Origin of the sequence: Enterobacter cloacae complex sp. 2021EL-01169 (genome assembly GCF_020733125.1) — a bacterium.
Taxonomy (GTDB): Bacteria; Pseudomonadota; Gammaproteobacteria; order Enterobacterales; family Enterobacteriaceae; genus Enterobacter; species Enterobacter roggenkampii.
This window is the reverse complement of sequence record NZ_JAJFTC010000028.1, coordinates 1-26,345: the sequence shown is the minus strand read 5'-3', so window position 1 is coordinate 26,345 and position 26,345 is coordinate 1. Positions and strand designations below refer to the sequence as shown.

Below are 26,345 nucleotides of genomic sequence, written 5' to 3'. Positions count from 1 at the left end.
GCTTCGGCTTCGCGGAGAATACTGATGATCTGTTCATCGGAAAAACGCTTCTTCATGGGGATGTCCTCATGTGGCTTATGAAGACATTACTAACATCGGGGTGTACTAATCAACGGGGAGCAGGTCAGCGATATCAAATAGCCTGACACCATTCACTTTGGGCCTCTATGAAGAGCGTGGATTCGTCATACACAGACTCAGCGCTTACCGATCCGTAGGAAGTAAGCCAAATACACGGAAAACGGAAACAGAAATACTGGCCGTGCTGAAATAGAGTTAATTCTAATCAACGGGGCTAATCCATTCCTGAAAAGTTAATACCTCAGGGTGAGTTCGTTGAACATAAGGTATAAACTGAAGCTCTTCTATTCTCCGGTCGCCCCTCTTTCCTTCGCAAATAAATGAAATGAGTCCTTGCTGAGAAAGCCCAGTAAGGACGCTCATAAGTCTTATATTTAGAGTTTTAAGCTGTAAGTCGTTATTAATGTCCTCCACTTTATGAGAGCTCTGGCCTGAACGTTTAAGATACTCGTAAACCATGAAATTCGAATTTCGTCGTTTTAACAATTTTTCGGTTATGCATTCCTGAATGAAACCGCCAAGAGCATCTAAAAGCGGACTGAGAACTACCGGGAAAGTTAATGTGTAACTTTGAGAAGTTTTAGACAAAGTAAATGAATTTAGAAAGCTAAAGTTAAGTCTCTTTTTTGAATATGGAGCGTAAGCGACAAGAGTAGTTGACATAACAGTAAGTAAAGCTTCAAGATGTTCCACTGTTATTAATGTGGTTTTATCTGTATTTCTTAGATTATGGAAATCAATAAACGCTACTCTTGAACGGCTAAGCCAATCTTGTACTTTAATGTCGATAGAAAATTGCGATATATGATTTGAACATTCATTTTGGTTGATAGGGCATGCAGACGAAAGATGGTTATGGATTATCATGCATAGCACAAAAAAAGGAAATCGGCAGGCTGTGGGGCATTGAAAACCGGTTAAAGAAAGCTTAGACGTTTCATATGCGCTTACCGGAAAAGTAACTTTTCTTAACGTTGGCTTTGACGATGTTCTTGCATTTTTACAAATGAAACCGAGACCCAGATCATTGTGCATTTTAAAGTCCATCTCCATCATCACCTTTTAGCCTTAACTGTATGGTATTGGTATACAAAAAATTAAAAATTATAATTAATAAGATTATCATTTTTTTACTATTGAAAAGGTTGTGATAGAGGGGAATTTAAATGTAAAAGATTTATACTCGCAGATCTTTATGAGGGATAAAACCCATTGCGTAAGCAACAATATTACGTGAGTGAGTCCTAACGACAGTTTAAGTCTTGGCTCTATATTTAAGCAGTAAAACATTTAACTGTCTTGGAGTTTACTTAACTTAAAAACTGTTATTGCAGCATAATTTTTCGAATCAAAATCATAGAATTTTCTGACTTTTCCAGTCAAATGATAACGTTCACCCAATAAAATGTGATCCTGTTTATCGGCCGTTAAAGCGATCCCGTCATTTCTAACTTTACCAGTAAATGTAAAAAAATAACTCCCTTTACTTTTTGCGTACGCGGCCCTGACTTCAGTAAATGTTAGTTCAATGCTTATGACCTGGCCGATATTGTAGCTATGTTTTAAAATTTCTTGTTCATTTTCCGGAGTTTCAGACAACATCACATCAAAGGTTGTAAAGAAACAATCCAGCTGGCGTTCTGTCAAAAAACGGTTATTGTCTAGTTGCGCCAATATACTATTAGAAAACTTAGTGTTAGCCTTTTTTGCTTTCTCAATAAGTACGTGGTTTCTGGATTTCCATGCTTCGAGTGTTGGGTTAACACGCAGTTCCGGAATGTTATCGAGAAAGGTAATTGGCTCTAGTACCACTAATTTTTCAATAATGGGTCCAACTGTTTGCACCCCATGACACTTTTCACATACATCAGCCCCTTTGTGGCCTGTGCCCGCACATTCGTTACATTCTCTTTCGATAGGTGCATAATAATTTCCATCTCCGTTAAGGGATACATTCACTGAGGCTGGTACCATATGACCATCAAGAGTAAAGAAAAGAGATTTCATTTTCGAAACACCTCCAAACGTGCCTCTACGATTGCTACAGCTTCTTTCACAGTTTTTTCATAGTGGTCATGCCCTTCAGGAAATTGGTCAAAACGTTTACCGTGTTCTAACTCTTCCATGTTGCGTTTAAGGACTTCATGAGTTAGAAGCAAATCATTATAATTATCGATAAGAGTCAGCTTTATAGGTTTAATCACTCAACTAATCCTCGGGTTTTTATTCCTTAAGGAGATCTCGAATTTCCAGAAGCTCTTCTAATTTTGGTTTAGAAAGAATGATTGCTGTATTTTCGTCGTTAAGTAAAGACAATAAAATATTTAGCTTTTCATCATTCAAGATTATTTGAACACCATCATCAGAAAATATTACATTTTTACTATCAACATTTTTGAACAAGTGTGCACTATCTCTACCAAATTTTAGTTCTGTTTGAGTATTCGTTATAGATTCCGTATGTGTACTTTCCACAAGCTCAAGAAATTCAGATTTTAGCCGTTCTGTTTTCTTATGCGAGAGGCGCTTAATACCCAAAGTCTTACGTGTGACTGCCGAATTTTTCTTTTCTGGTCCGCCTTTATTTAAGGTGTCTGGTCCTGCTCCAGCTGCATTGTGTTCAGGTATGCCTACAATTTTGCTCGTTGTAGTCTCAATATTCTTAACGCCAGGTAAGAAACCTTCTATATGTTTTAAAACCATTTTGTGATCGTTGGAATATTTTAACATTATTTCAATGGCGAGCGTTTTTTTGATTAGATTTAGGCTAATCAAACGTTGAAGCTCTAATGGCATATCAAGGATTTTTAGCATATTACGAATTGCGGTAGTTGATCGTTGATATCGCATTGCTAGTTCTTCAACCGAATACCCGAGACTAACAGCATGAGCTAATGCATGAGCTTGCCCAACCGGATTTAGCCCATTGCTTCTGTTACCATCGAGGTTCTCAAGGTATTCTTCAATTTCGTTTTTATAATCGATTAAGATAACAGATAATTTTGGAATATTAGCACCTTCAGAAATTGCTAATTTTAAGCCATGAAAACGAGTATGACCTTGACGAACTAAATATTTACCTTTTCTTTTTACGACCTTGATCATATCAACCTGCCTTCCTTCCTTAAAGGCTTGTTTGATTGACACAATCATCGATTTGACAGGTTCTTGTTCGTAACACAAATCTCCGATTACCGCCTCTCGGGGATTAAATCCCTTTTCAATTTCAACTAGATTAGTATCCACTTCAATGACTGTATGTTTGCTGTTGTTCATATCTTCCTCCTGTTTACTACATGATACATGAACCTCAAATTTGCCAAATAGGGCTGATACATCTAAAAGGTAAACTCAAAAAATTTGCTTAATAAAATTAAAATAAAAACTGTCTTGAATAAAACAATGATAGTAAACCCACTTTCATTTCCGTTTGCGATCTGTAGATATTGATAAAGGAGCGCTATTCCTTGTTTTATATGGACTTATCATTGTTTTCAACAGGTTAGATCAATTCTTTAGATCACTAAAGATCAATAGAGTTCAAGTAAAGATCACGGCATCTTTAACTCATTGATTATAGTAACTTTATGAAAGGATCCGGCATTCGGATGCATGCGAAAAGCATTTGAATGAATAAGGAAGGCATTTACTGGAATGCTTATGGCATTTAGGTAAATGCGTAAAAAGCATTTGCAAGAATATGTTATAAACAGTTTGCCAAATGAAAATCTTATCACCGACGAGTTAAGTTAATGATTAAAAACAACGAGTTAATCCATCCTTTTGACGTAACCAGTAATGAATCAGGTAAGACTTATCAACTGACGCCTAACTCGTCCAAGTCGGTTCAGCCCGTGGCCCTGCTGAGATTGAGTGTATTTACCCCTGTCGGCACAAAAGAAAACCGCGACCGAAACTTTGAAGTTGATGCCTCTGATGAGCTTTCGTGTATGGAAATTGCAAGATCGGAGGGTTATGACGACATCAAGATAACTGGTGTCAAACTATCTATGTCTACCGACTTTAAGTGCTGGCTCGGGATCATCATGGCTTTCAGTAAATATGGTTTTACTTCCGAGAAGATTAGCCTGACTTTTAACGAGTTTGCGAAGATGTGTGGTATCAGTTCAACAAACATCAACAAACGAACTCGTGCGCGCTTTAAAGAGTCATTAATGAACCTTGCATCGGTAGTGCTTGCCTTCTCAGACTCTCGTAGTGGTCGGTTCACAGTAACGCATCTGGTGCAGAAGGCTATGATTGATCCAAAAAGCGATACTGTTGAGCTGGTTGGGGATCCTTCTATGTGGGAACTGTATCGTTACGACCATAAGACATTGTTAAGCCTTCAGGTTCTATACATTTTGGCTAAAAAAGAAGCTGCGCAATCTCTCTATATTTATTTTGAAGCAATGCCAGCTGGTACGTTGTTCGTTAATATGAAACGGTTGAGGGAAAGGTTGCTTCTTACAACCCCTATTCGTACGCAAAACCAGATAATTCGTAAAGCAATGCGGGAACTTGAATCTATCGGATATCTCGATTATCAAGAAGTTAAGAAAGGTCGCGACATACAATTTCAGATCTTCAAAAGAAGCCCTAAGCTGGCCCTTGCCAAACAAGGTTGAAAGCTATCTGGTATGCACTGGTTATAACCTGCTGAAAAATAAGTTATTTATCAGTGCTATGCTTAGTGCTTCTTTTACTACTGGTCTTACATCTCGGCTTAATGTGCAAAAAAGTAACTTTTCAAACGAACTCCTGACTATTCATCTGTATGCCTTTCTGACTCAAGCGTACATGCTAGCCCATTCATTAAATGCCGTTGAGCAAGATGGTTTCGTGCGCACTCTATTCACGTGAATGCCTTTTGTGGATTACGCCTCTTACATTCATACAAATGCTTTTGATGTCGGTATCCCAAAAATTCATTCATTGAAATGCTTTTGTTTGCCACTGTATCCCGAGCATAGCTATGCAGTGGTATAAAAAGGCATTTTGGTGAATGGCATTAGGTCGAATGACACACAGTTCAGCTTTGTTAAGAGCGAGAATGGTCCAAGACATCTATGACATTGGGCATCAGAAGGACTATGTGCTTGATATGAGATCAAAAAAATATCAGAAGCATCACAACTCCAATGGCATTCAAAGAAATGCCTTTGTTTTGTTAGTACACCAAACAACCCAAAATTCATGCAGTTATATCAAAGACTCATTCGCAAAAGGACTCAGCCAGAAAGCATTTGCTTAAATAGCATTGGCCAAAAGCATTCGAATGAATGATGTTCGTATGGACAAGACAAAGTCCCACTCACGCCCAGAGGTGTAAAAGGCATTTAGATGAATGACGCACCGGCCCGAGGATTGTATGTAGTTTCTCCAACTGATAGTTGCCGAACCAGGGAGCACAGTGATATGCGGCCTTCTCAGAATCAAGAGATAGATAATAAGGGAACAAAAAAGATTAGATATGAAGCTTAGTTACCTGCCCGATATCTAGTTAGAGCTTTTCAAACCATCAAAAGTGACTTTTATGCTTGAGGAGTCTCATCAGCTTCAGGATTGAGCTTAACGTAATCTTACCCCCTCCCCTCTTTCAAACTTTTACTAAGCGTTCACTGGTACCTTTCAAAGATTATGCTTTAGGCCCTTTGCTTAAAAATTCACCAATCGCTAAACGTTAAAAAAAGGGGGTTTATGCGAACGGAAGGATCGGAATAAAAAAGTATTATTCATTCGCGTTTACGTGAACTCAAATCTACACGGAGTAATTATGGAACTTTCTTTAAATATTGGCCTTAGTGAAAAGAAATCTAACACGGCTGCACTTTTTAAAACAAAAAGCGCAAAAGTGATTTTGTTTGTTCTGCTGACCGTGCTTTTTTGCGGTCTGGCATATGCGGGTTCAGATGATGGGGCACTGGGAGATATTTGGTCATACATGAGTGAAAGTATGACTGGAGCTCCGGGCAAAATTCTGGCAGCCGCGATGTTGATCTCAAGCGTATATTTCTCTGTCCTTAAGCCTAACCCGGGCCTGGCACTGGTTTCATTATTCATGATGCTGGTAATGGCCAACGGCGAGAAAATTATCAGCACCTTTATGGATGCTGGCGTACCGCTGTAATTTATTGTTAATCATGCATGAGGGGGTTCATCCCCCTCTCTGGATTTTTAATGAGTAAGCAGAACGACGTTCCTCAGCATACCTATAGATTCCCTTTCAGGATCAACATGCCTCTACTGATTTTGTTTTGGGATGCCAAAAAATTAGGGCTTGCATTCATTCTGGTTGCATTTGGGAATATCTTCGAATGCTTCGGGTTTTCTGTTGTAGCAGCGGTTGTGTATTGGATTGCGTATAACAAAGCAGCTGAGTCAGGAATAAGAGGATTGCTAAAACACAAACTCTGGTGGCTCGGTTTTTTGCCAGGTAAAGCAGTTTTTAGTAGCCGTTATTTCAACGATCCATTTATCAGAGATTTGTATTCTTGATGGAGCTATGAATGAAAATGCTAAGTGGCATTAACATCCCTTTTTTCAAAAAATCTAAAAAGGATGAAAACGGTGATCTTGAACAGTCATACGTAAAGAAAGATGAAAGTGCTAAGGGACGTTTTTTGGACATTAAAAAACGATTTAGCCCACAAGCTGAAGCGTCAGGTGCTGGAATTACATACAGCGCCCTGATTAATCGTGATACAAAACTTATCCGCATTAATACTGTTTCAATAGCCGTCATTGGGTTATTGGTTGCAAAGATTCTTTTTTTCACTGACCCAGTGACGATTGTTACCCCTCCAAACATGAATGAAGAGATCACGGTTGTTGGTAACAAAGCATCGGAATCTTATAAAACACAATGGGCTCTCTTTTTTAGTACCCTTTTAGGGAATATTAATCCAACTAATATTTCCTTTGTGACGGCCTATGTCCTCGATGCCCTTTCACCTGAACTACAGGCTAAAACGAGTGAGTCTTTACAGGAGCAGATAAATATCATGCAGGCTCGTGGTGTTGAGCAGACCTTTAAGCCTAATGATATTTACTTTGATCCAAAAAATGACATGGTCTATGTCTGGGGTACCAAAACGACTCGACTTGTAAATGTTCCGGACAAAACTGAATCATCGAAATGGACTTATGAATGGGTTCTCGGGATGAAAAATGGTCGCCCAAGAATTGCATATGTAAATCAATATTCCGGAACACCGAATATTAAAAAAATTACGATAAACGGCAAAGAGCAACTGGCAACGCTGGATAATCCGCCACCGTCTACAGGTAACAAGTGATGATTAAAAAAAAGGGCTTAGGCTTCAACGCAATTACAGCATTGATCATGCTCACGACTTCGAACTGCGTAATCGCTGAAGAATACCAATTGCCAGCAACAATTAATAACCCGGTTGTAATGCCAGTTGGTGCTGACGGATTTCAGAATGGAGCTGCAAAAGCCATTATTCCGGGTCAAGCTGGTTCTGAACAGTCAGGTGCACAAACAAACCTTAGTGAAGCCGGTAATGCGCAGGGACAAAAACCTACAACTGATCTCCCTACCGTGCAACTTTCCCCAGCCAGCAATGCTTCGCCTGCGGTAAGCGCTATTACTGGAGCATTATCAAATAATCCTAGTCTCCCCGGATTTGACGCACAGACCCGATCTGGTGCAATTGATAGCTATGGGAGACCAACAGGTACCTCTTCCCAGCAGAATGCAACCAATGCGACCGCCACGTCAAAAGCCGATGAACTTTATGTCGAAGCTCGTAACCGATATAAAGAAGTTCAGCGTGTAAATGTGCCGCCTGGTGGGAATGTGGTACTGCCAGTTTCACGAGGACTTCAAAACAGAATATCGACCAGCTTCAAGAATGCTTCTGTCAGTACTTCTACCCCTGCTGAAGAGGCAAGCATATTTGTTAATGGTGGCGATGTCTTTATTTCAACTAATACCGATAAACCAATCGGGATTATGTTGTCTGAAGATCAGGTACCTGAATCGACCTATAACCTGACCCTGGTACCGCTTGATGTTCCCGGTGCGATGATTTCAGTTACTACATCTTTAAGCCCATCTATGCAAGCCAAACGTGAAACCTCATTGGATAAGCAAAACTATGAGGAAATGTTGGCCCGCTCCCAGTCAGAAGAACTGGCTCCAACGGATCCAAAACAAGACGATCATAAACAAAGAATCATTGATTTATTGACTCCTGTGGCTCTTGGTGAGGTCCCTTCAGGATTCAGTTTACAACAGGACCGACTTTCTCGTATTCCTGCGCCAGAGCAGTCACCATGTAACTTTAATATGTATGCAAAGCTCGGTCAGAGACTGGTTGGCTCACGTGAACTTATTGATGTAATTCTTGTGAAAAACGATAAACCATACGGTCAAATCGTTGCTGATCAGCAGTGTATGGCAGAAGGCGTTATTGCAAGTGCTTTATTTGATAAAGCATACCTGCAACCGGGAGAAGAAACAGAGCTTTACATAGTCCGGGATAAATTGTTCAAGGAACGCGAGGCCCGGGTTACAACCAGACCAAGTCTAATCAGAAAATAATATGGGAAAAGTTACTTTGCCTGCTCTGCTTGGGGCCACCGTGATTGGTTTTGTCGTATTTGCTTTAACCAGCTTTTACTACAGGTCAGAATATATACCAAAAAGGAGTGTATTAATCGTTCCGGACGCACCCATTAGTATCGAAGATGGCAGTAACGCTTTTCCCGTTCAGACAGTAATAATGAACGATCCAACTCTTATTGATAAATTTGTAGGAGAGGGCAATATTAATGAGGAGAATGCTTTTGACTATCACAAAAGTAACGTTTTGGAACCTAATTACAAACATGAAATATCTAGAACGAGCCAGATAGATAAAGCTGAAATGAATCATCCATCTGTTCGTGAAAACTGGGCCAGAGCAGGTGAACCCTATATCGTTCCTCAGATGTCTGACAGCGAACGAAATCTAAAAATTAAACGATTCCAGAAACCTACAAGTGGAGCTAATCATGGACATTAAAAAGGCCTGGGAAAATAAGACCGTCAGACTTTCTGTTATTGGCGCTCTGCTGGTAGTGATTGTTTATATTATTAGCCAGTCTATTTTTTCCACACCAGTTAAGAAAGAAAAGAAAACACAGAAAAAAGACATGCAGACCAATTTGTTGTTAGATGATTCGCAAATGAACAAATTGAGTAATGAAGAAAGCCAGAAAGTATATAAAGAAATGGTTAAGCAAAACCGACTTGACCAAAATGCGGCGAAAGAGGACCGCGAAAAAGCAGAAAAAGCCCAACAGGAAACTAAAGCCCAAGTTGCAAGTTTAACTTCTCAACTTCAGCAGCTGTCTCAGCAAATTAATGATATGCAGACAAATCGAAACGGCAATCGTAACTTGGATGCTGGTAGTTCGCGTAAAACGATTAATGAGCAGGCACCGGCAGCTCCTTATCAGCTTAATGCTAATGCGCCGATTAATGGCGTAAACCCTAATTACGCTTCTATCACACCTACGCGTAATAGCCCAATGAGAACAATCACACAAAGTTCCATTAAGACTAATGGTACCGATGGTGTCATTCAGGTTATGCCCGTGTCTGAAAACAGAATCAAGGAAGGCAGAGAGGTCATTGCAGGAGATAAAGCGCCAACTCGGACTGTACGAGGTGATGGTACTGCGCCAGTTGATAGCAAAGCGCGGCATGCTGCCCGAAAAGATGAAATGTTTCTTCCGGCAACATCTATTATCACTGGTGTTCTGATTACCGGGCTTGAAGCGCCTACAAGCCTTTCTTCCAAATCAGAACCAATGCCAGTAACGATGCGTATTAAAAAAGATGTCATCATGCCCAATAATTTCACCATGGATTTGCGTGACTGTAACCTTCTGGGTTCAGCTGTTGGTGATCTGGCGTCACAGCGTGCTTACATACGTGCCACTTCTATCTCTTGTGTTAATTCAAAAGGGAAAGCTTTTGACGTAAAACTGGAAGCATATGCTGTAAGTGAAAATGACGGAAAAAATGGGATCCGAGGCACGCTTATCAGCCGAAATGGTAACGCAATTGCAGGAGCTGCATTTGCCGGTGGACTTTCTTCACTTGCCGGTAGCTTAAGTCCCAGTAAGGTATCTTCACTTAACATCGACCCTAATTCACAGGCTCAGTATCAGTCCCCTAATTTTGGTGCACTTGGGGCATTAGCCGGGGCTGGTGCAGCTCAAGGTGGTCTTAATCGACTCGTCGATTACTACACCGCAATTGCAGAACAACAGTGGCCAATCGTAGAAATTAGCCCTGGCCGAGCTATTACATTTGTCGTTCAGACCGGAACTACAATTCCAACGAATCTGACCAGTCGCTGAGGTTTAAATGGATAGTTTAGAAAAAAAAGAATCGCCTGAATCAGCTGGACCTGAAATCACTAAAAAAATGGTGCGAGAAAGGACAACAAAAAAAATTACCTTCGAAATTGATATTGAAAAAATATTGAAGTATTTATTTTTCTTCGCCTTTGCCGTATTGGTCATTATTTATGGTTATAAAGGCTTTATGAATGTTTACGATTACTTCAATAAACAATCCCAGCCTTCGTACAAGATTGCAGTGCTTGACATGCCTGAATTACGTAAGGAATTTTTCAAGCATCACGGAGGCCGTACTGCTGACAATGATAGATCTCAATTCGAAGAATATTTCAGAACATTAATGAAGATCTACCGTGACCGTGGCTATTTAATTATTGATGCAACGCTTGCCGTTACTGTACCGGATAGTGTTGAAATCGTCACTTATATGGAACTTGAAGATAGCTCTGAAGCGGTACAATCAAGTTCTTATAATGCAAAGAAGTAGAGGGCACCCAATAGTGAAAAAGTTACTTTTCCCTTTAATGGCGGCTTTCGCCATTATGGCGAATACGGTCACTTATGCTTCAGAGCAGGTCCTAACTAATAGTGATGCTGCTGCGTTAATGGCAAAGGCAAAGGAAGGTGGCGTTTCACCCAGTCAGATCTCGGGTGTGTTATCAAAAATGAAAGGATATAAACCTAAGGATGCCATATACATTCCTTCTGGTGGGCTATACCTCTTTCAGGACGAACGTTCGCAGCTAATGGCAGTAACGACCGATGGCCGATACTCCCTTACTGGGGGAAGCCTTGTTGATGTAATTAAACGTAAACCTGTTCTGACTGTAGAAGAAATCAGGAATTCCTATTTTATTAGTCTTGATGAGGCCCCCTTCCCTCTGGAAACTGTAGCGTCCATTCCTCTGGGAAATTCAAAGCTTAAAAGACAAGCAGCCATTTTCATAACACTTGATTGTGACGGTTGCATGGAACTTGTTAAGAAATTCTATGCAGATCGGGACAAGTATCGGATAGATATTGTTTTAGTTCCCTCACCCGGTGAGCCAAAAGAAGAGCTTAGAAGGCTCTGGTGTAGTAAAGAAAAAGGAAAAATAAACAACCTCGATATTCTTCGTTGGCTAATGGGAAGCAAATCCGACATTGAAAAAAGATTGCTCTCTCAAAAAGAAGCAGAAGAATGTCCGGCGGAACCTTTGGTAGCGTCATTGATGCTCGCAGGAATTTATAAATTGCAGGGTGTACCTTCAGTTGTCAGACAGGATGGTTTGGCTGGTAATGGCATTCCAAAAGATTTCGACTACTGGTTGAACCAAAGCGTTGAACCTCTCTTAAAAAATCCATTTGAGACAAATTAAGGCTAGTTTATGAACATCAAAAGATTGGTACTCAGTGCTCTGGTTGTAGGTACATCCTCATATCTTACGGGGTGCTCCATCGGTAGTTCCGAATCCGAATGTCCAGGCATTGAAAAGGGCGTTATCTGTAAAGGTCCTCGCGAAGTTATGGAGTTAACTAATAATCGAGATGATCTGTCTGCACTGGCGGGGGAAGAGTCGGAATCGGGAAAGGAGAAATCGGCTGTCAATGACAGCCGTTATCCAACTGAAATTAGCCCTCCAGGGGAAGTCAAATATCCACAGTCTACTACCCTTAAAAATCAGCCTGTGGCTTATTCAAAAACCGAAATTAAGCCAGTTGGTCAGTTACCTGTCATGTACGATAAAACTTTAAAAATGGGTGCCCCTACTTCATCCATTGGACCACGGCCTATTTCTGGTGTACCGGTTAATTCAAACGTAAGGATGACTAGCAGTTATAGCACTGCCTCTTCAACTGGTAACCCTTTCGTTCATCCGGCTGCGGAAGTCGTTAAACAAACAAGCTATCCGGTTTCTGCTGGAAATGCCCCACGCTACGTTGCACCTAATTCTGATATCAGCCCTGGTAAGGATATGTACTCTCTTTACAATGGCCAGCCCGTTAACCCGACTCTCAACCCTGGGCAGATCCAGCAATACCGTTCGCAAGGTTATAAACAAGCTGTAGTGGCTCCTGAACCACTTGCTGTTCTGCAACAGGGGAAAGTAATGAGAATTACTTTTGCACCTTATACCGATGATAACGATGCGCTTAATCTTCCCGGCTACGTTTATGTCAACGTAAAACCGCAAACATGGATTGCTGGCAAGAATTCGACCTCAAACCCAGCTCGCATAGTTCCTTTAGAAGTACAGGATGCGGCCCGGGAAAATATGCAGCAGCAACAAAAAGCAACTAAAGCTGTCTCTTCGAACGGCATTGTTAGACAACTGTAAGGTCAAATATGGAAGCTATCAATAATTACAATAGCGGTTTAAATCGCCATCAATTAGGTGGGTTTATCCCTGTTTACGATCAATTAGCAGGGACTCACTATTTTTTGATTGATGGCAACAGATTAGGGTTTATGTTTATCTGTAATCCATCCCCTGGAGTTTTTGATAATCAGCAAGATGTTCTTGCTGAAATGTTCAAAATGGATTTCCCTACAGATACTGTCTGTCAAATATCTCTGACTGCATTGCCAGACCTGACTTTACAGCTTAGTGCTTGGTCAGCTGTGCGAGGTGGGCGTATGACTGGGAACGATAAGCTTAAAGCAGATCTGCTTAATGGTTATCAGTTGGACTACTACGACAGAAGTATGCATAAGCCTTTAAAACCTGATCATGATAACCTTATGTTGAGGGATTTTCAGGTATGGATCTCGCTATCGATTCCTTTACAGTCTGCCCTTCCTACCGAGCTGGAACATTCGCGTATCGATTCACTTTACTCTGAACTTGTAAGTAAGTTAATTACGATTGGATTGCATCCGTTTAAGGTCGATGCAGAAAACTGGCTCTATTGTATAGATAAGGTCGTAAACCCCGGAAAGAACTCCCGGTGGGCTGAAGGTTTCATAGACGTTAACACTATGAAAAGGCTTAATGAACAAGTTAACGTTCCCGGCCGTAAGTATACAGTCACAGAAAATCATTTCTCATCAGTCACACAAAGTGACGACGAATCTGAGCATCGTTACTTCAAACAACTTTCCGTTGTAAAGTTTCCTGAATACGTCAATTTCGGTTGTATGTATGAGTTAGTAGTTAACTGGATGCATGGACGTAAGACAATTTTCAGCCCATTTATGATCACTCAGACTGTTCAGTTTGCCGATCCGCTCAAGTTGTCAAAAGAAAACGTCCGCTACAAAGCAATCACTAATAAACAGGCAAGTATACCTTCAGTTGTCACATTCTGCCCTCGCCTGCGGGATATGGATAATGACTACATGGCCGTAACTCGCGAGCTTGAGGATGGCGCAAAGCTTTTAAGAGGGTATCTTACTTTCACTGTTATGGGTAGTAATGCCAATTCTGTGCAGACAGCAGCTAACGATCTCAAATCCTTTTACCTCGAAAGCCGGGTCAAAGTAGCAGATGATTCCTTTATCGTTTTCCCGTCATTTATGTCATGTCTGCCAATGTGCAATGACCCAAAGACAATTTTCGACCTTGACCGTTCCGAAGTAGTGAGCAACACCGGAGCGGCTCATATGACACCGATCTTTGGGCCCTGGAAAGGTAATACAGATAGACCAGTACTGAGTTTAGTTTCTCGTGAAGGTCAACTCATGGGACTTGATATTTTCAAGACTTCTGCAAGCTATAACATGGTTATTGGTGCAACGTCAGGTGCAGGGAAGTCATTCTGGACAGCATATCTAATCAATAACTATCTTGGAGCTGGACCGCGATCTAATAACCTCGTTCATTATCGCTCAACATTTAAGCATTTTTTAGAAAACGAATACCCAGATGATGATCCTGACGGTGCTCAAGTATTTGTTGTGGACGTGGGCCGTTCTTACCAGGGGATTGCGGAACAATATACAAACAGTCAATTTATTGATTTCGGTAAAACCCCTGACTTCACCCTAAATCCCTTTGCCTTCCTAACTGACATCACTGTTAACGACGATGTATTTAACGAAGCACCTGAATTTACCGGTGAATCAACTTCAAACGATGCAGAAAAAGACAAAGTTGCTCAGACCATAATGGTTTTGAATCAGCTAAAAATTATGGCTTCAGAGAAAGGCCTTATCGATGATTATCAACAATCAGTGATGCTTCAGCTTATTGCAGAAGAGTACCAAGAATCCAGAAAATCAGGTCGGACCGGTTCAATAACCGGCTTTGCTCTGCGTTGCAAGAAGCATGAAGACAAACGTATAAAGGATATTGGGGAGCAACTCGGAGCATGGTGCGAAGGTGGAATTTATGGGCACCGGTTTACCGATACGTTGCCTCCAATCAACTTCGACAGCAGATTTATTGTTTTGGAACTGGAGGAGCTAAAAGGCACCCCCCACCTTCAGACAGTTGTATTAATGTCTATCATTCAGGCTGCTCAGCATGCAATGTTCATCAAAAAAGATGGGCGTCGTCGCTTGTTCATCCTTGATGAAGCATGGGAGTACATTCGTCCTGATAATTCATCAGGTGCCGGAAATCAATCAAACCAATTCTTCTCTTCCTTCCTCGAAGCGGCATGGCGTAGGTTCAGGAAAACAAACTGCGCTGGCATCTGTATCACACAGTCGTTTGAAGATTATTTTACTTCTTCTGTTGGCCGGGCCCTGACTGCTAACTCGCCTTGGAAGATAATCATGAAACAAGAAAAAGAAAGCATTGAAGCAATGAAGGCTAATAAATATTTTTCTACTTCAGATGCAGAATATGAACGTATGAAAAATATTCGTACAGTCAAAAAGGTGTTTTCAGAGATGTTAGTCAGGTTCGAAAACTTCCAAGAGATCTGTCGGTTATACGTAGACCGGAAAATGGAGCTTTGTTTTACTACGGATAGTGCTGACAGGAGTAAATTATGGGAAATTCAAAGCCGCGAGAATTGTAGCTATGGCGAGGCAATAGAAATTCTCTATGCTCAAGAAGTAGCAGCGGGTTTGGCCGCGTAGAGTAAATATCTTCAAGCAAAAATAATTAAACCAGATGTCTCATAAGAATCTGGTTTTTTATTGTATGCCTTAAGTAAACAAATGAGGTTGTGACTTAATGAGTTCATCACTGTGCTGCAAATTTTGGTTTTATAATTAATGTGGTGTAAAAACAGTGACATAAATACAAATCGCAGTTAGGTTGTGTACGCATTAAGTAAACAAAATTTATAACTTCAATACTGACATTATAAGATGAAAATCACGTAAATTACATTTTTGTTTACCAAAGGTAATCAAAGTAGCGCGGCATTATTAGTGAAAACAGATCACTGGTGTCATTTTGCATACAAAACTTAATATCCTTTAATCATTCTTCTAAAAGTTTATTATTAACGGTTTGGTTTCTGAAAATTTATCCAATTTGCTCACCGAAGACTTTTAACTTATTTAACCCCCTTTATCGCCAAACTGTGATTTTCTAATGTTAGTCTACAGTTCTAGGGCCCTTGCTCCCATGATGCGAATCCTGCCACCTAATAAAGATTAACGCCTCATTCCTGTATGCCGGTCTTACGACGCCAGTGCACGGACTATTTTTGGTCATCACAAGGACAGGCGGGAGATTTAATCAGGGCGTGGTGTTGCTGAGCAGCAGCTGCGGCACTGTAAGCCGAAGGCGGAATTAACTCCTTTATCACCATCTGGGGACGTCATTATGGGTAGCCCTTTTAACTTGCTCAGGACCATTAAGCTAAAATTCCGGATAGCGATTGACGTAAGATTTAGGCTAAGCAGGTAAAGTGATCCCCGCTCCCGGGGTGACAACTTTATACAAAAGGCCGAGCGGAAGATTGTCCTTAGGGAATATTTCTTTAACACAGCACGGGCACTTACTCACGCTGCCGGATTTAACCCCCTTAATCGCCAAACTGGGGTTCTGTCCTCATGCTGGCCTTCAGTTCTGGGCGGGGTTGCTATCACTTGCTCCCTAATGCGAGATGTACCTGCTGATACAGATTAACGTCATATTCCTGCGTGCCGGTCTGCCGACACCAGTGCACGGGCTTTTTTCGGTCATCACATTACCGGGCAGGAGATTTTATCAGGACGTGGTGTGACTGAGCAGCAGCTGGGGCACTGTCATCCGCTTGCAGATTTAACCCCCTTAATCGCCAAACTGGCGTTCAGTCCTGATAGTGTCCTTCCGTCCTGGGCAGGGTTGCTAACACTGGCTCCCTTAATACGAAATGCGCCTGCTGATAAAGATTAAAGTCACATCACTGCATACCGGTTTGCCGACTCCGGTGCATGGCCTTTTCCGATAATCACAAGGACGGACGGGTGATTATATCTGTGCATAGTATGTCTGAGCAGCATCAGAAGGCACTGTCAGCCACTGGCAGATTTAACCCCCTTAATCGCCAAACTGGCGTTCAGTCCTGATAGTGTCCTTCCGTCCTGGGCAGGGTTGCTAACACTTGCTCCCTTAATACGAAATGCGCCTGCTGATAAAGATTAAAGTCACATCACTGCATACCGGTCTGCCGACTCCGGTGCATGGCCTTTTCCGATAATCACAAGGACGGACGGGTGATTATATCTGTGCATAGTATGTCTGAGCAGCATCAGAAGGCACTGTCAGCCGCTGGCAGATTTAACCCCCTTAATCGCCAAACTGGGATCAGTCCTGATAGTGTCCTTCCGTCCTGGAGAGGGTTGCTAACACTTGTTCCCATGATACGAAATGCGCCAGCTGATACAGATTAACGTCTCATTGCCCATGCCGGTCTGCCGACACCGGTGCATGGCCTTTTCCGATATTCGCAAGCACAGATGCTTGATTTTTTCAGGGTGTAATATACCTGAGCAGCATCTGAAGGCACTTTCAGTCGCTGTCAGATTTAACACCCTTAATCGCCAATCTGGGATTTTATGATGTTAACCTCCAGTTCAAGACCCTTGCTCCCATGATGCGAACCTTGCCACCTGATAAAGATTTACGCCTCATTCCTGTATGCAGGTCTTACGACTCTAGTGCACGGACAATTTTCGGTCATAACAAGACCTGGCGGAAGATTTAATCAGGCGTGGTGTGACTGAGCAGAAGCTGGGGCAATGTCAGCCGCTGGCAGAAAAAACCCTTATTCGCCATCTCAAACCGTCATTATGGGTAGTCCTTTTAACTTTCTCAGGACCATTAAGCTTAAACTCCGTTTAGAGAATGACGTAAGATTTAGGCTAAGCAGGTTAAGTGATCCCTCTCCCGGGTTGAACACTATATTCATCGTACGAGCGGAAGATTGTCCTTCGGGAAATATTTCTTAAACACCGCTCGGGATCTTATTGCCACTGGCGGATTTAACCCCCTTAATCGCCATACTGGGGTTCTGTCCTGATGCTGGCCTTCAGTTCTGGGCTTGGGTTGCTATCGCTTGCTCCCATAATGCGAAATGTGCCTCCTGATACAGATTAACGTCATATTCCTGCGTGCCGGTCTGCCGACACCAGTGCACGGGCTTTTTTCGGTCATCACATTTCCGGGCAGGAGATTCTATCAGGGCGTGGTGTGACTGAGCAGCAACTGGGGCACTGTCAGCAGCTTGCAGATTTAACACCCTTAATCGCCAAACTGGGATTCTGTTCTGATGTTGACCTTCCGTTCTGGGCGGGCTTTGGTTTACTAACACTTACTTCCATAATACGAAATGTGCTTGATGATGCAGATTAAATTCACATTACTGCATACCGGTCTGCCGACACCGGTGCATGGGCGATTTCCGACGATCTCAAGAACATATGGGAGATTATATCAGGGAGAGTAGTATGCCTGAGCAGCATCTGAAGGCACTGTCAGCCGCTGTGAGATTTAACCCCCTTAATCGCCAAACTGGGGTTCTGTCCTCATGCTGGCCTTCAGTTCCGGGCTGGGTTGCTATCACTTGCTCACATAATGCGAAATGTACCTGCTGATACAGATTAACGTCATATTCCTATATGCCGGTCTGCCGACATCAGTGCTTGGGCTATTTTCGGTCAAAACAAGACCTGGCGAGAGATTTAATCAAGCGTGGTGTGACTGAGCAGCAGCTGGGGGCACTGTCATCCGCTTGCAAATTTAACCCCCTTAATCGCCAAACTTGGGTTCAGTCCTGATGTTGGCATTCCGTTCTGGGCGGCGTTGCTATCACTTGCTCCCATTATGCGAAAAGTGCCTGCTGATACAGATTAACGTCATATTCATGCATGCCGGTCTGCCGACACCAGTGCACGGGTTTTTTTCGGTCATTACAATACCGGGCAGGGGATTAAATCAGGGCGTGGTGTGACTGAGCAGCAGCTGGGACACTGTCAGCCGCTGGCAGATTTAACCCCCTTAATCTCCACACTGGGGTTGCCTCCTTAAGTTGGGTTTCATTTCGGGGTGAGGTTGCTAACTCTGCTCCCATAATTCGTAGTGTGCCTCCTCAAGAGATTAACACCTCATATCTTTAGACTGGACTGACGACAACGGTTCACAGTTAGGAAACGTATATCAGCACACCGGTGAGATAGATTTTAGGGTCTAAGCAAGAAATAGGGTAGGCGTGAAGATTCATTAATGGAGCTCTTAACTTCAAAGCGTAGAGAAGGAGACAAGAATCGTGGTTTAAACAGGTTGTGCATTAGGTATGGACTAGAGAGTCTGAGCTCACATCTGCAAGTTAAGCTCACAAAAAATCATAAAAAAGTAAACAAACATTAGCTTAAGATTGAAACTAAGGATAGAATTGTACGCATAACAAGGAAATGGACGCATTATACGTAAAGTTTACATATATGCGTAAAAGTCGGTTTTCAGTGCAAAAAGGTCATAACCATGAATTTACTTGAAAAGATCGCCCTCGTTGGTCAGCGCATGAAAAGCGAGCAGATTTCTCTAAAGGAATCTCTGATGGCTTCATCAAGAGTATCTGTTTCTGATGATAGTGTTGATGGTGTTGATAGACTGATCTATAACCACTGTTTGAATAAAAAAAATCTCTCTGATTTTTTTGGGAAGTCACGAGTAACGTTCAATAAAATACTTTCGGACTTAGAAGAAAAAGAACTTGTTGGTGCACCTATTTATCAAAACAAAAATCATCTTTACACCCGCTGGGATGTTCAAAAAATAATGGATGCCCTGGGTTATCCCAAGTACCGCGATCATTACTTTAGCAGAGCTATTGTTACTCAGAATCATAAAGGCGGTACAGGGAAAAGCACTACATCTGTAGCTTTAGCAGTAGCAGCTGCTTTAGATCTACAACTCAATGCACGTGTATTAATGATCGAATGGGACCCACAAGGTTCGATTGGAAGCAGCATGATTCAAAGTGTCTCAGAAGATGATGTCTTCCTTACAGCAATTGATGCAATCCTTGGAATTTATGAAGAAAATTCTGAGTATAAAAAATATTTAGATTCAGGATTCTCTGAAGAAGAAATCATCACTAATATGCCTTTTTCAACGCATCTGCCAAACTTGGACGTAATAACGGCTTTTCCGACAGATGCTCGTTTTAAAGATAAATACTGGCAATGTTCTAGAGAAGAACGTACGTCTTTGTTACTACGTTTCAAGGAAGTTATCTTACCGGTACTGAAGCAGAACTATGATTTGATTATTATAGACACTCCACCTGAAGATTCACCTTTGATCTGGGCTGCTGACGAAGCGGCCGATGGGATTCTTGTCGCAGTGTCACCACGTGAATATGATTACGCCTCTACTACAGACTTCATGCTTACAATAAGTGAAAGGTTTAAACAATCACCAAGTAAGGGCGACAATTTAAAATGGTTCAAAGTTCTTGCTGTCAATGTAGATGACAAAAGTCCATATGAAAGAATAGTTTTGGATAAATTAATCAGAACTGTTCAGGACCTTTTGATGTCCGCTAACATAAAAAATTCTGAAGCATTTAAGGCAGCTGCTTCCAAAGGGCGTACAGTGCTTGATATCAAAAAATCAGAGGAACTTTGTTCCGCAAAGCAGCTTGATGTCGCAGAAGAATCTGTATTACAGGTATATCAGCAATTTATAAATGAAATAAAAAGTTTTTCAGCTAAGCAAGGAGTTAACGCATGAGCGATGAGCAACATATCGGGAATGATAAATCTCGATATTTAAACGCACCAAAGCGGACAGAAGTCGGTCACCGTTCAGGTCTTGCGGGTTTGAAAACAGCACCTCGCATAAAAAAGTTATTCACTCTTCATAAGGGCCGGAGACTTGAAGCGGAACATGTGATTGTTCCAGCCCAGAGAGTGGAGAAGGAGACCTTAGTCCATCCAGCGAACCCACGAAATCAAGAAGCCCTTACAGATTATTCTGTTAGAGATATTCTTAAGCAGATTGAAGAAAGAGGGGTCGATACCGAAGGGATCGCTGTAAAAAGAGATGGGGTTTATTTATTAATAGAAGGAAGTCGCAGACGTTTCTGCTGTATAAAGGCAGAAAAGGATCTCCCCCTGTGGGTTCTTCCGGATGAACTAACCGAAGATGATATAAATTCAATTATATCCGCAGCACAAACATCTCGAAAATTTTCATATAGAGAAGTTGGGTTTCAATTTATCAAAAAAATGGAAGAAAAAGGATTTTCTACTAATGAAGAACTCGCAGCATATCTTGGGATTAGTCATGTATCGGTAGCCAAAAGAATCCAGGCGGCCCGTATTGACGAAACATTGATCTCTTTATTCCCGGATTATGAAGGAATCCCGAACTCCTATTATAGTCGCTTGTCTCGTTTACAGAAATATGTGCAAAAAAATCTATTTCCTTTAGATGAAGTAATAGATAATGTTAAAGAGGAAACAAAAGATTTAGACATTGGAGATCTCCAGGTTGCTCAAAAAGTTGTAATGGAAAAAATCACACAATCTGTGGAAAGTGTTTGTGAAAAAACTTATTCCACAAAATGGGAAACAAGTGATCTTATTACTTTTGATAACAAAGATAAGTATGCAAGAATCAGTAAAAACAATACTGGTAGAAAAATTCGCTTTGAATTCAATAGGATAAATGCGGGTTTTATTAAGGAACTAGAGGAGTTCATAAAAGAAAAATTAAAAGTATCAGAATAAATATTGAACTGCATCTTTATGATGCAGTTCATATGATTTATATTTTTAATTTCTTGTTATATTAATATGGGGTGTGCGCAGGTTCAGACATATAAGGTCTTAGTTCTATATGAACAGAAGCGCCATTCCCATCATTTACTACGTTTAAAGGTGCTTTTCCCGGCAATGACATAGTTGCAACGTCAGGTCCAGAAACAGCAAAATTATTTTCTGCTGAAGGCATTACTGTAAAAATCTTTATAGCAACATTTTCATGTCTAAATAATGAAATCCCAAAAGTAGAACCAGCTTCGGTATTGCTCACGTCCACAACCACAGGGGTTTTTCCTAGATATTCATTAGTTAGTATGTTTTTTACTAATGCCCCTTCCGGGACAGTATAGATACGGTATGGATATGCTAAAGCCGTGTGACAAAAACATATTAAAATAACAATTAATGTTTGTTTCATAGATTATCCTCATTCAAAAATAAAAGATATAACTCTTGAAAATCGTGGTTAGTAATTAGGTCCGCTTTTCCGGGAAAATCGTAACTAACAGAAAATAAAAGCGAAAGCGAATCTTTTCCTTTTGCTTTGGGAGAGATTCTGCTAAAAGCACGGTTAATAAACATAAGTTGATCTTCATTGTTGAAGCAAAGTCCAAGCATTCCAACCGTAGGAACTACGAATGTGCTTACGCTGCCTGGGGGCAAAAGTTGCTTACTACGGGCATTGTAAGCACAACGACTACCACCTAGCGTTAGGCCTGAAAGCTCAATAAAACTTCTGGTTCCATTCTTGGCGACAAGCCAAACATCAGTTCCTGAACTTTCGACACGTAAAGTAACTTTTCCGTCAGTAAAGGCCTCACTTTTATTGTATAGAATAGGGTCAAAACCAACTGTCGGGAGTTCTTCGATTTTACTTTCTACTGACTGACAACCAGTCAGTAATGCAAACAATAAAAGTGTGATAACTTTAATCATCCCGCTTCCTTAGATTGTTTTTGGCGCTCGTTATAAAAGATAATGATTCACCGGGGTAGAGAATTGTTTCTTTCGTCCAATAACCATAACCACCGAGGATATTTTTTCTTTTCTCAATATAAACGGGTTCAGAAAATACTAAATGTTGATATTTAGGAAGAGATAAGATTTCATATTTTCCTTGTCCAACTAAGAGGTAATTCTTCTCTTTAGGATTGATGGATACTGGATTACCAACACTTTGAGGTATGTTAAGTTTTTTTATATTTAGGTCAGAATAGTCAGGAACGGACACTTGATCATTAGACGTATTTCCGGGAAGAGTAAACCCTTTACCCTGATCCGGTCCAAAGATGGCAATTATATCTTTGTTGTTTCTTGTGATCGAAACGATAGCCTGAAGGGGCGTATTAGCAAGGTCATTTATAAACGATATAGTTAGACTTGATTTTGGCTCGACCCAAACAATGCTTTTTCCGGATGTGCCTTCGCTTAATGCAATTTTTTCATTTAGTAAGATTTTATTTTTGGCAATGATATTATACTCAAGTTTTGGTATCACAATAAAAAGTGATTCTTTATTTGAAACATTCATGATTTCTAAGAAATTGGTTTTGGTCATGCTGGTCTTTAGAACAGGCCTATATTTACCATTTATAAACCACCTTCCGTTTATAAGCTCCGCTTTAGCAGATATAAGTGAATCACTTTTCTGTGCGGCAGAAGAAAAAGCATCTTTTCTATGCTCTTTCTCTTGATGTGGTGCAGCTGCTGCGTGAAGATGCAAAAGTAATGTTGAAATTGAGATAATCTTCCAATTTATCTTCATCTTGTTACCTCAATGTTGTTTTCAATCGAATCGAGTTCTAAAGGATAGGTTTTAAGTGAATAAAACTTGTTTGTTGTTTGTATTAGCTGATGGCACAATAAAACTGGATTGTTCTTCATGATTATTTCTACTAATGTAAGTGCTGGTGAGTCAGTTTGCGGTATACCCGGAGCAACTATTACCTGGTCTTCTAATTTTGACATATAGAGTGATCCAGTATTTATATGCAAACAATTACCGATCAGTACTGGAAGATTGTTTTGAGTACGACCATGGGCTTTTCGAATGCTGTTTACAGGATTCCTACCTAGGACCATAAGGTTGACGTCATTTATCATCATTGGTATTACGGCATGGTCCATACCGAATAGAAACTGGCTCTGAAAAATATTCACATTGGCATAGTTGAATGCTTGAAGCGCATTATAAGTATCAGTGAATGATGTGCGGATAGGGGCGTAATCAGAAGGGCAAACCCCAATTTTTATATCGCCTTTTAGTAAAATCTGCATCATCGTACCAAGCTGGGTATTAAGAAGTTTTTTTACCTCTTCCTCTAAATAGTAACGATTCACAGCTTTATGCCACTTTCCGCCCATTACACACCATCTCTCATTGAGGTATGTGCTGGGGTAAAATGTTCTCCGGTCTTTGTTTAATGGTAACAATTTTTTTAACATTTCTTCTCCGGCTCCGGCAGCTGAGAAATGCCTCACAAAACGTCCATCGAAAAAGCCACTGTTTATCGCCTTCATCAATTCTATGGGTTCCGGCCCATAGTCAAACAAATTTCCAGTAGAGAAAATTACTATCTCTTCTTCTGGCTTTGTAACTGATTGGATCAAGTTGCACAGCGCAGAGTAATGTCCATGAGGATCTGCCAGAAAGAAAATCCTTCCGGAGAAGTTTGTAAGGTCTATAGTTTGGACGTGCTCAGCTGCCATAAATTCCTCTACGTATGTATACATCGATGATACGGTATTTCGAACTATGATTTTTTTACAAAAAGGCGTCATTTTGGATTCTAAGCCTAAGGACCTTTGTTACTTACAGGTAAAGGCCCCAGTCCTGGCTCTCAAACAGTTCATACTTAGGATGCAAAGTAACTTTCTGATTATAATTGGCTCCTTTATAAACATGGTTAATACATGAATACAGGAAATTTAACGGTAAGGTATTTAAAATGGAAGGATGCTGAAATAACATAGACTTACGTATTTTTTTAATAGTGTTAATGTTGATAATAGGTCACCATTAATGTATAAAGTTAATATCTAATATGGTCCTATTAATAAAAGAGAGTTTTTATGGCTGAACTATTAAAATCTGAAAGTCCTGTTTCACCATCAGTGCAGGATATCACTGAAGCTTTAAAAATCGTTGTCGATGATGGAAGTAAAGCTGCAAAACTGGTTTGTCTTAATGAAAGAAACGAATTAGTTCCCTTGCTTACACAAAATAGTTTTGTTCCAGATTTCCGTGTTCGCCATGAGGGTCTCAATCCTTTTAACTATCTTATTGATGGGCTGGAAAGGTTTTCGCATCACAGCGAATCTAGTAACTCACTGGAATCGACTGATGTATCTCACCAATACGATGAAATTAGCCGGTTAAATGTTCACCATGCACTTCATGCTTCTGGTTTAGTTCCTCAGGATGTTCACCTCTTTGTTACTTTACCACTTAGCCAGTTCTATACTGCTTTAGGGGAAACGAATATTGAAAATATTCAGAGAAAAAAAGATAATCTGATGAAACCAGTAGAGCGTTATCTTGACGGTAAACGCTATTCTTTTAACGTTTTGTCTGTGACTGTTTTCCCTGAATCTTTACCAGCTGTGACCCGGGCAGATGAAATTGAGGATATTGCTTCATTTGAATCAAGTTTGGTAATTGATCTTGGTGGTACTACTCTTGATGTTGCAAGTATTACTGGGCAATTAGAACAGATTTCGAAAGTAAAAGGTTTTGACCGTATTGGTTGTTCTATTGTTTACGATGAGATCAGCAGGTATCTTGAATCTGAGAAACTGAATACGAGTAATGCTTACATTCATCATCTTGTTGATAATCGTCATGATAAATCAGCTTTGAAGGTTGCAGAGGACAAGCGTGACGGTGTTTTTGATGCGGTAAACTCTGCGGTACAGAAGTTGCAAAGTAAAGTAATCAGAGCGGTTACACAAGTCGAAGAGAGGCCTCATAATGTTTTCCTTGTTGGGGGAGGTTCATATCTCATCGAAACAGCTATTCGTAAACATTTTGAAACGGCTAAAGTTATCATGGTAGACAATCCGCAGTTCGCATTATCTTTGGCAATTGCTGATACTATTTATTCAGAATAATGAGCTAGAACATGGCTAAATACCCTATCTCAAATAAGGCAGATAACGACCGGATTCAGATCCGGTCTTTCTGGATATCCGAAAGAAAAGCACCCTATGTTTATAGTTTCTTGAAAAAAACAGAACTTTGTCATAGGGGTGACCAACTGGATTTAATTAGGTCGGCTATTAGTACCGGGTTGGTATTAAATAATTTATTTCCTGACTTGGCAAATTTTATAAATGGTTTAAACGAAAGATTAACACTTGCAGATCTTAATAGGTTTCTGAATGATGGAAATACTATAGATACTGAACCTAAGCCTCCTATTAATGTATTGCTAGAGAATGTCTTAGATCAAAAGTTTAAGGAGTATTTAACACCTCTACAATTAGATAATTCAAAGCAGGATTCTGTTTCTGTAAAAGAAACCTTCCTTGTACAAAAGGAACATGCCTGCTTTGGTGTGAAGATTGAAAATGAGGGAAGCGATACCTCTATACCATCTGAAAGCCCACTTTCTTCAGGTGCATGGCTTTGTTGAATAAATCGAACTTTTGCTGAGTTGAAGGATCAGATCACGCATCTTCCCGACAACGCAGACCGTTCCGTGGCAAAGCAAAAGTTCAAAATCACCAACTGGCCCACCTACAATAAAGC

Annotated in this window: 25 protein-coding genes and 1 pseudogene; 18 read left to right on the top strand and 8 right to left on the bottom strand. The window is 40.7% G+C overall.

The genetic code is table 11. The annotated features are described in order from the left end of the window. Positions 1-115: 115 nt before the first annotated feature. A pseudogene (locus tag LLF79_RS27010) lies at positions 116-274 on the top strand (DNA modification methylase); the annotation flags it as partial. A gap of 8 nt (positions 275-282) precedes the next feature. On the opposite strand, the gene LLF79_RS26100 reads toward LLF79_RS27010, so the two are convergent. The 4 genes from LLF79_RS26100 to LLF79_RS26085 form a co-directional block, all read right to left on the bottom strand. After that, positions 283-1,137 (bottom strand): hypothetical protein, encoded by an 855-nt coding sequence (locus LLF79_RS26100; protein WP_000970401.1) that lies wholly within the window; start codon positions 1,135-1,137, stop codon positions 283-285. Positions 1,138-1,371: 234 nt separating this feature from the next. After that, complete coding sequence (locus tag LLF79_RS26095; RefSeq protein ID WP_000838219.1) at positions 1,372-2,088, bottom strand: zinc finger-like domain-containing protein; 717 nt, start codon at positions 2,086-2,088, stop codon at positions 1,372-1,374. Then, complete coding sequence (locus tag LLF79_RS26090) at positions 2,085-2,285, bottom strand: hypothetical protein (protein ID WP_000594930.1); 201 nt, start codon at positions 2,283-2,285, stop codon at positions 2,085-2,087. Before LLF79_RS26090 ends, LLF79_RS26095 begins: the two co-directional genes overlap by 4 nt. A gap of 19 nt (positions 2,286-2,304) precedes the next feature. Then, positions 2,305-3,357 carry a hypothetical protein gene (locus LLF79_RS26085; RefSeq protein ID WP_001065778.1) on the bottom strand — a complete coding sequence of 351 codons (1,053 nt, stop codon included), beginning with the start codon at positions 3,355-3,357 and terminating at the stop codon, positions 2,305-2,307. Between the two features lie 476 nt (positions 3,358-3,833). Here LLF79_RS26085 and LLF79_RS26080 point away from each other — a divergent pair, with 476 nt between their 5' ends. From LLF79_RS26080 to LLF79_RS26015, 14 genes are all read left to right on the top strand, one after another. Further along, positions 3,834-4,709 carry a RepB family plasmid replication initiator protein gene (locus LLF79_RS26080; protein ID WP_000594611.1) on the top strand — a complete coding sequence of 292 codons (876 nt, stop codon included), beginning with the start codon at positions 3,834-3,836 and terminating at the stop codon, positions 4,707-4,709. 1,148 nt (positions 4,710-5,857) lie between these two features. Then, complete coding sequence (locus LLF79_RS26075) at positions 5,858-6,211, top strand: hypothetical protein (protein ID WP_000423602.1); 354 nt, start codon at positions 5,858-5,860, stop codon at positions 6,209-6,211. A gap of 17 nt (positions 6,212-6,228) precedes the next feature. Next, entirely contained in the window at positions 6,229-6,579 is a 351-nt protein-coding gene (locus tag LLF79_RS26070; RefSeq protein WP_001447770.1) for a type IV conjugative transfer system protein TraL, read from the top strand. Between the two features lie 11 nt (positions 6,580-6,590). After that, on the top strand, positions 6,591-7,379 hold the full coding sequence (locus tag LLF79_RS26065; protein WP_000783153.1) for a TraE/TraK family type IV conjugative transfer system protein: 789 nt from the start codon (positions 6,591-6,593) through the stop codon (positions 7,377-7,379). Continuing rightward, positions 7,379-8,650, top strand: coding sequence for a type-F conjugative transfer system secretin TraK (locus tag LLF79_RS26060; protein ID WP_000592092.1), 1,272 nt, complete (start codon positions 7,379-7,381; stop codon positions 8,648-8,650). The genes LLF79_RS26065 and LLF79_RS26060 overlap by 1 nt, the downstream gene beginning before the upstream one ends. A gap of 1 nt (position 8,651) precedes the next feature. Further along, complete coding sequence (htdO, locus tag LLF79_RS26055) at positions 8,652-9,113, top strand: plasmid transfer protein HtdO (RefSeq protein WP_000521242.1); 462 nt, start codon at positions 8,652-8,654, stop codon at positions 9,111-9,113. Then, positions 9,103-10,458, top strand: coding sequence for an IncHI-type conjugal transfer protein TrhB (gene trhB / locus LLF79_RS26050; RefSeq protein WP_000351841.1), 1,356 nt, complete (start codon positions 9,103-9,105; stop codon positions 10,456-10,458). Before htdO ends, trhB begins: the two co-directional genes overlap by 11 nt. A gap of 7 nt (positions 10,459-10,465) precedes the next feature. Then, positions 10,466-10,948 (top strand): hypothetical protein, encoded by a 483-nt coding sequence (locus LLF79_RS26045; RefSeq protein WP_000377632.1) that lies wholly within the window; start codon positions 10,466-10,468, stop codon positions 10,946-10,948. 118 nt (positions 10,949-11,066) lie between these two features. After that, positions 11,067-11,819 carry a protein-disulfide isomerase HtdT gene (gene htdT, locus LLF79_RS26040; protein ID WP_182911723.1) on the top strand — a complete coding sequence of 251 codons (753 nt, stop codon included), beginning with the start codon at positions 11,067-11,069 and terminating at the stop codon, positions 11,817-11,819. A 9-nt stretch (positions 11,820-11,828) separates the two neighbouring features. Continuing rightward, positions 11,829-12,779, top strand: coding sequence for an IncHI-type conjugal transfer lipoprotein TrhV (gene trhV, locus LLF79_RS26035; protein WP_001022588.1), 951 nt, complete (start codon positions 11,829-11,831; stop codon positions 12,777-12,779). A gap of 8 nt (positions 12,780-12,787) precedes the next feature. After that, positions 12,788-15,469, top strand: coding sequence for a TraC family protein (locus tag LLF79_RS26030; protein WP_000387412.1), 2,682 nt, complete (start codon positions 12,788-12,790; stop codon positions 15,467-15,469). Positions 15,470-18,017: 2,548 nt separating this feature from the next. Next, positions 18,018-18,179, top strand: a complete 162-nt coding sequence (locus tag LLF79_RS26025; protein ID WP_001371949.1) for a hypothetical protein — start codon at positions 18,018-18,020, stop codon at positions 18,177-18,179. 1,128 nt (positions 18,180-19,307) lie between these two features. Next, positions 19,308-20,561, top strand: coding sequence for a ParA family protein (locus LLF79_RS26020; protein ID WP_001050364.1), 1,254 nt, complete (start codon positions 19,308-19,310; stop codon positions 20,559-20,561). Then, positions 20,558-21,562, top strand: a complete 1,005-nt coding sequence (locus LLF79_RS26015) for a ParB family protein (RefSeq protein WP_001278838.1) — start codon at positions 20,558-20,560, stop codon at positions 21,560-21,562. Before LLF79_RS26020 ends, LLF79_RS26015 begins: the two co-directional genes overlap by 4 nt. Positions 21,563-21,623: 61 nt before the next feature. On the opposite strand, the gene LLF79_RS26010 is transcribed toward LLF79_RS26015, so the two are convergent. The 4 genes from LLF79_RS26010 to LLF79_RS25995 are packed head-to-tail and all read right to left on the bottom strand — an operon-like array spanning position 21,624 to position 24,304. Further along, a complete protein-coding gene (locus tag LLF79_RS26010) occupies positions 21,624-22,013 on the bottom strand; it encodes a hypothetical protein (RefSeq protein WP_000815011.1) in 390 nt (129 codons plus the stop codon). Next, positions 22,010-22,531: a hypothetical protein gene (locus LLF79_RS26005; protein WP_000598517.1), complete on the bottom strand. Its 522-nt coding sequence runs from the start codon at positions 22,529-22,531 to the stop codon at positions 22,010-22,012. The genes LLF79_RS26010 and LLF79_RS26005 overlap by 4 nt, the downstream gene beginning before the upstream one ends. Further along, the gene (locus tag LLF79_RS26000) at positions 22,524-23,360 is read right to left on the bottom strand and encodes a hypothetical protein (protein WP_058688219.1); all 837 of its coding nucleotides are present in this window, start codon (positions 23,358-23,360) and stop codon (positions 22,524-22,526) included. The genes LLF79_RS26005 and LLF79_RS26000 overlap by 8 nt, the downstream gene beginning before the upstream one ends. Next, on the bottom strand, positions 23,357-24,304 hold the full coding sequence (locus LLF79_RS25995; protein ID WP_000718595.1) for a metallophosphoesterase: 948 nt from the start codon (positions 24,302-24,304) through the stop codon (positions 23,357-23,359). Before LLF79_RS25995 ends, LLF79_RS26000 begins: the two co-directional genes overlap by 4 nt. 363 nt (positions 24,305-24,667) lie before the next feature. On the opposite strand from LLF79_RS25995, the gene parM reads away from it, so the two are divergent. The 3 genes from parM to LLF79_RS25980 all read left to right on the top strand — a co-directional run. After that, complete coding sequence (parM, locus tag LLF79_RS25990; RefSeq protein ID WP_000818954.1) at positions 24,668-25,705, top strand: plasmid segregation protein ParM domain-containing protein; 1,038 nt, start codon at positions 24,668-24,670, stop codon at positions 25,703-25,705. A gap of 11 nt (positions 25,706-25,716) precedes the next feature. After that, complete coding sequence (locus LLF79_RS25985) at positions 25,717-26,229, top strand: hypothetical protein (RefSeq protein ID WP_001151875.1); 513 nt, start codon at positions 25,717-25,719, stop codon at positions 26,227-26,229. 21 nt (positions 26,230-26,250) lie between these two features. Continuing rightward, positions 26,251-26,345: hypothetical protein (locus LLF79_RS25980; RefSeq protein ID WP_047353200.1), on the top strand; the 95-nt coding region annotated here is incomplete at its 3' end.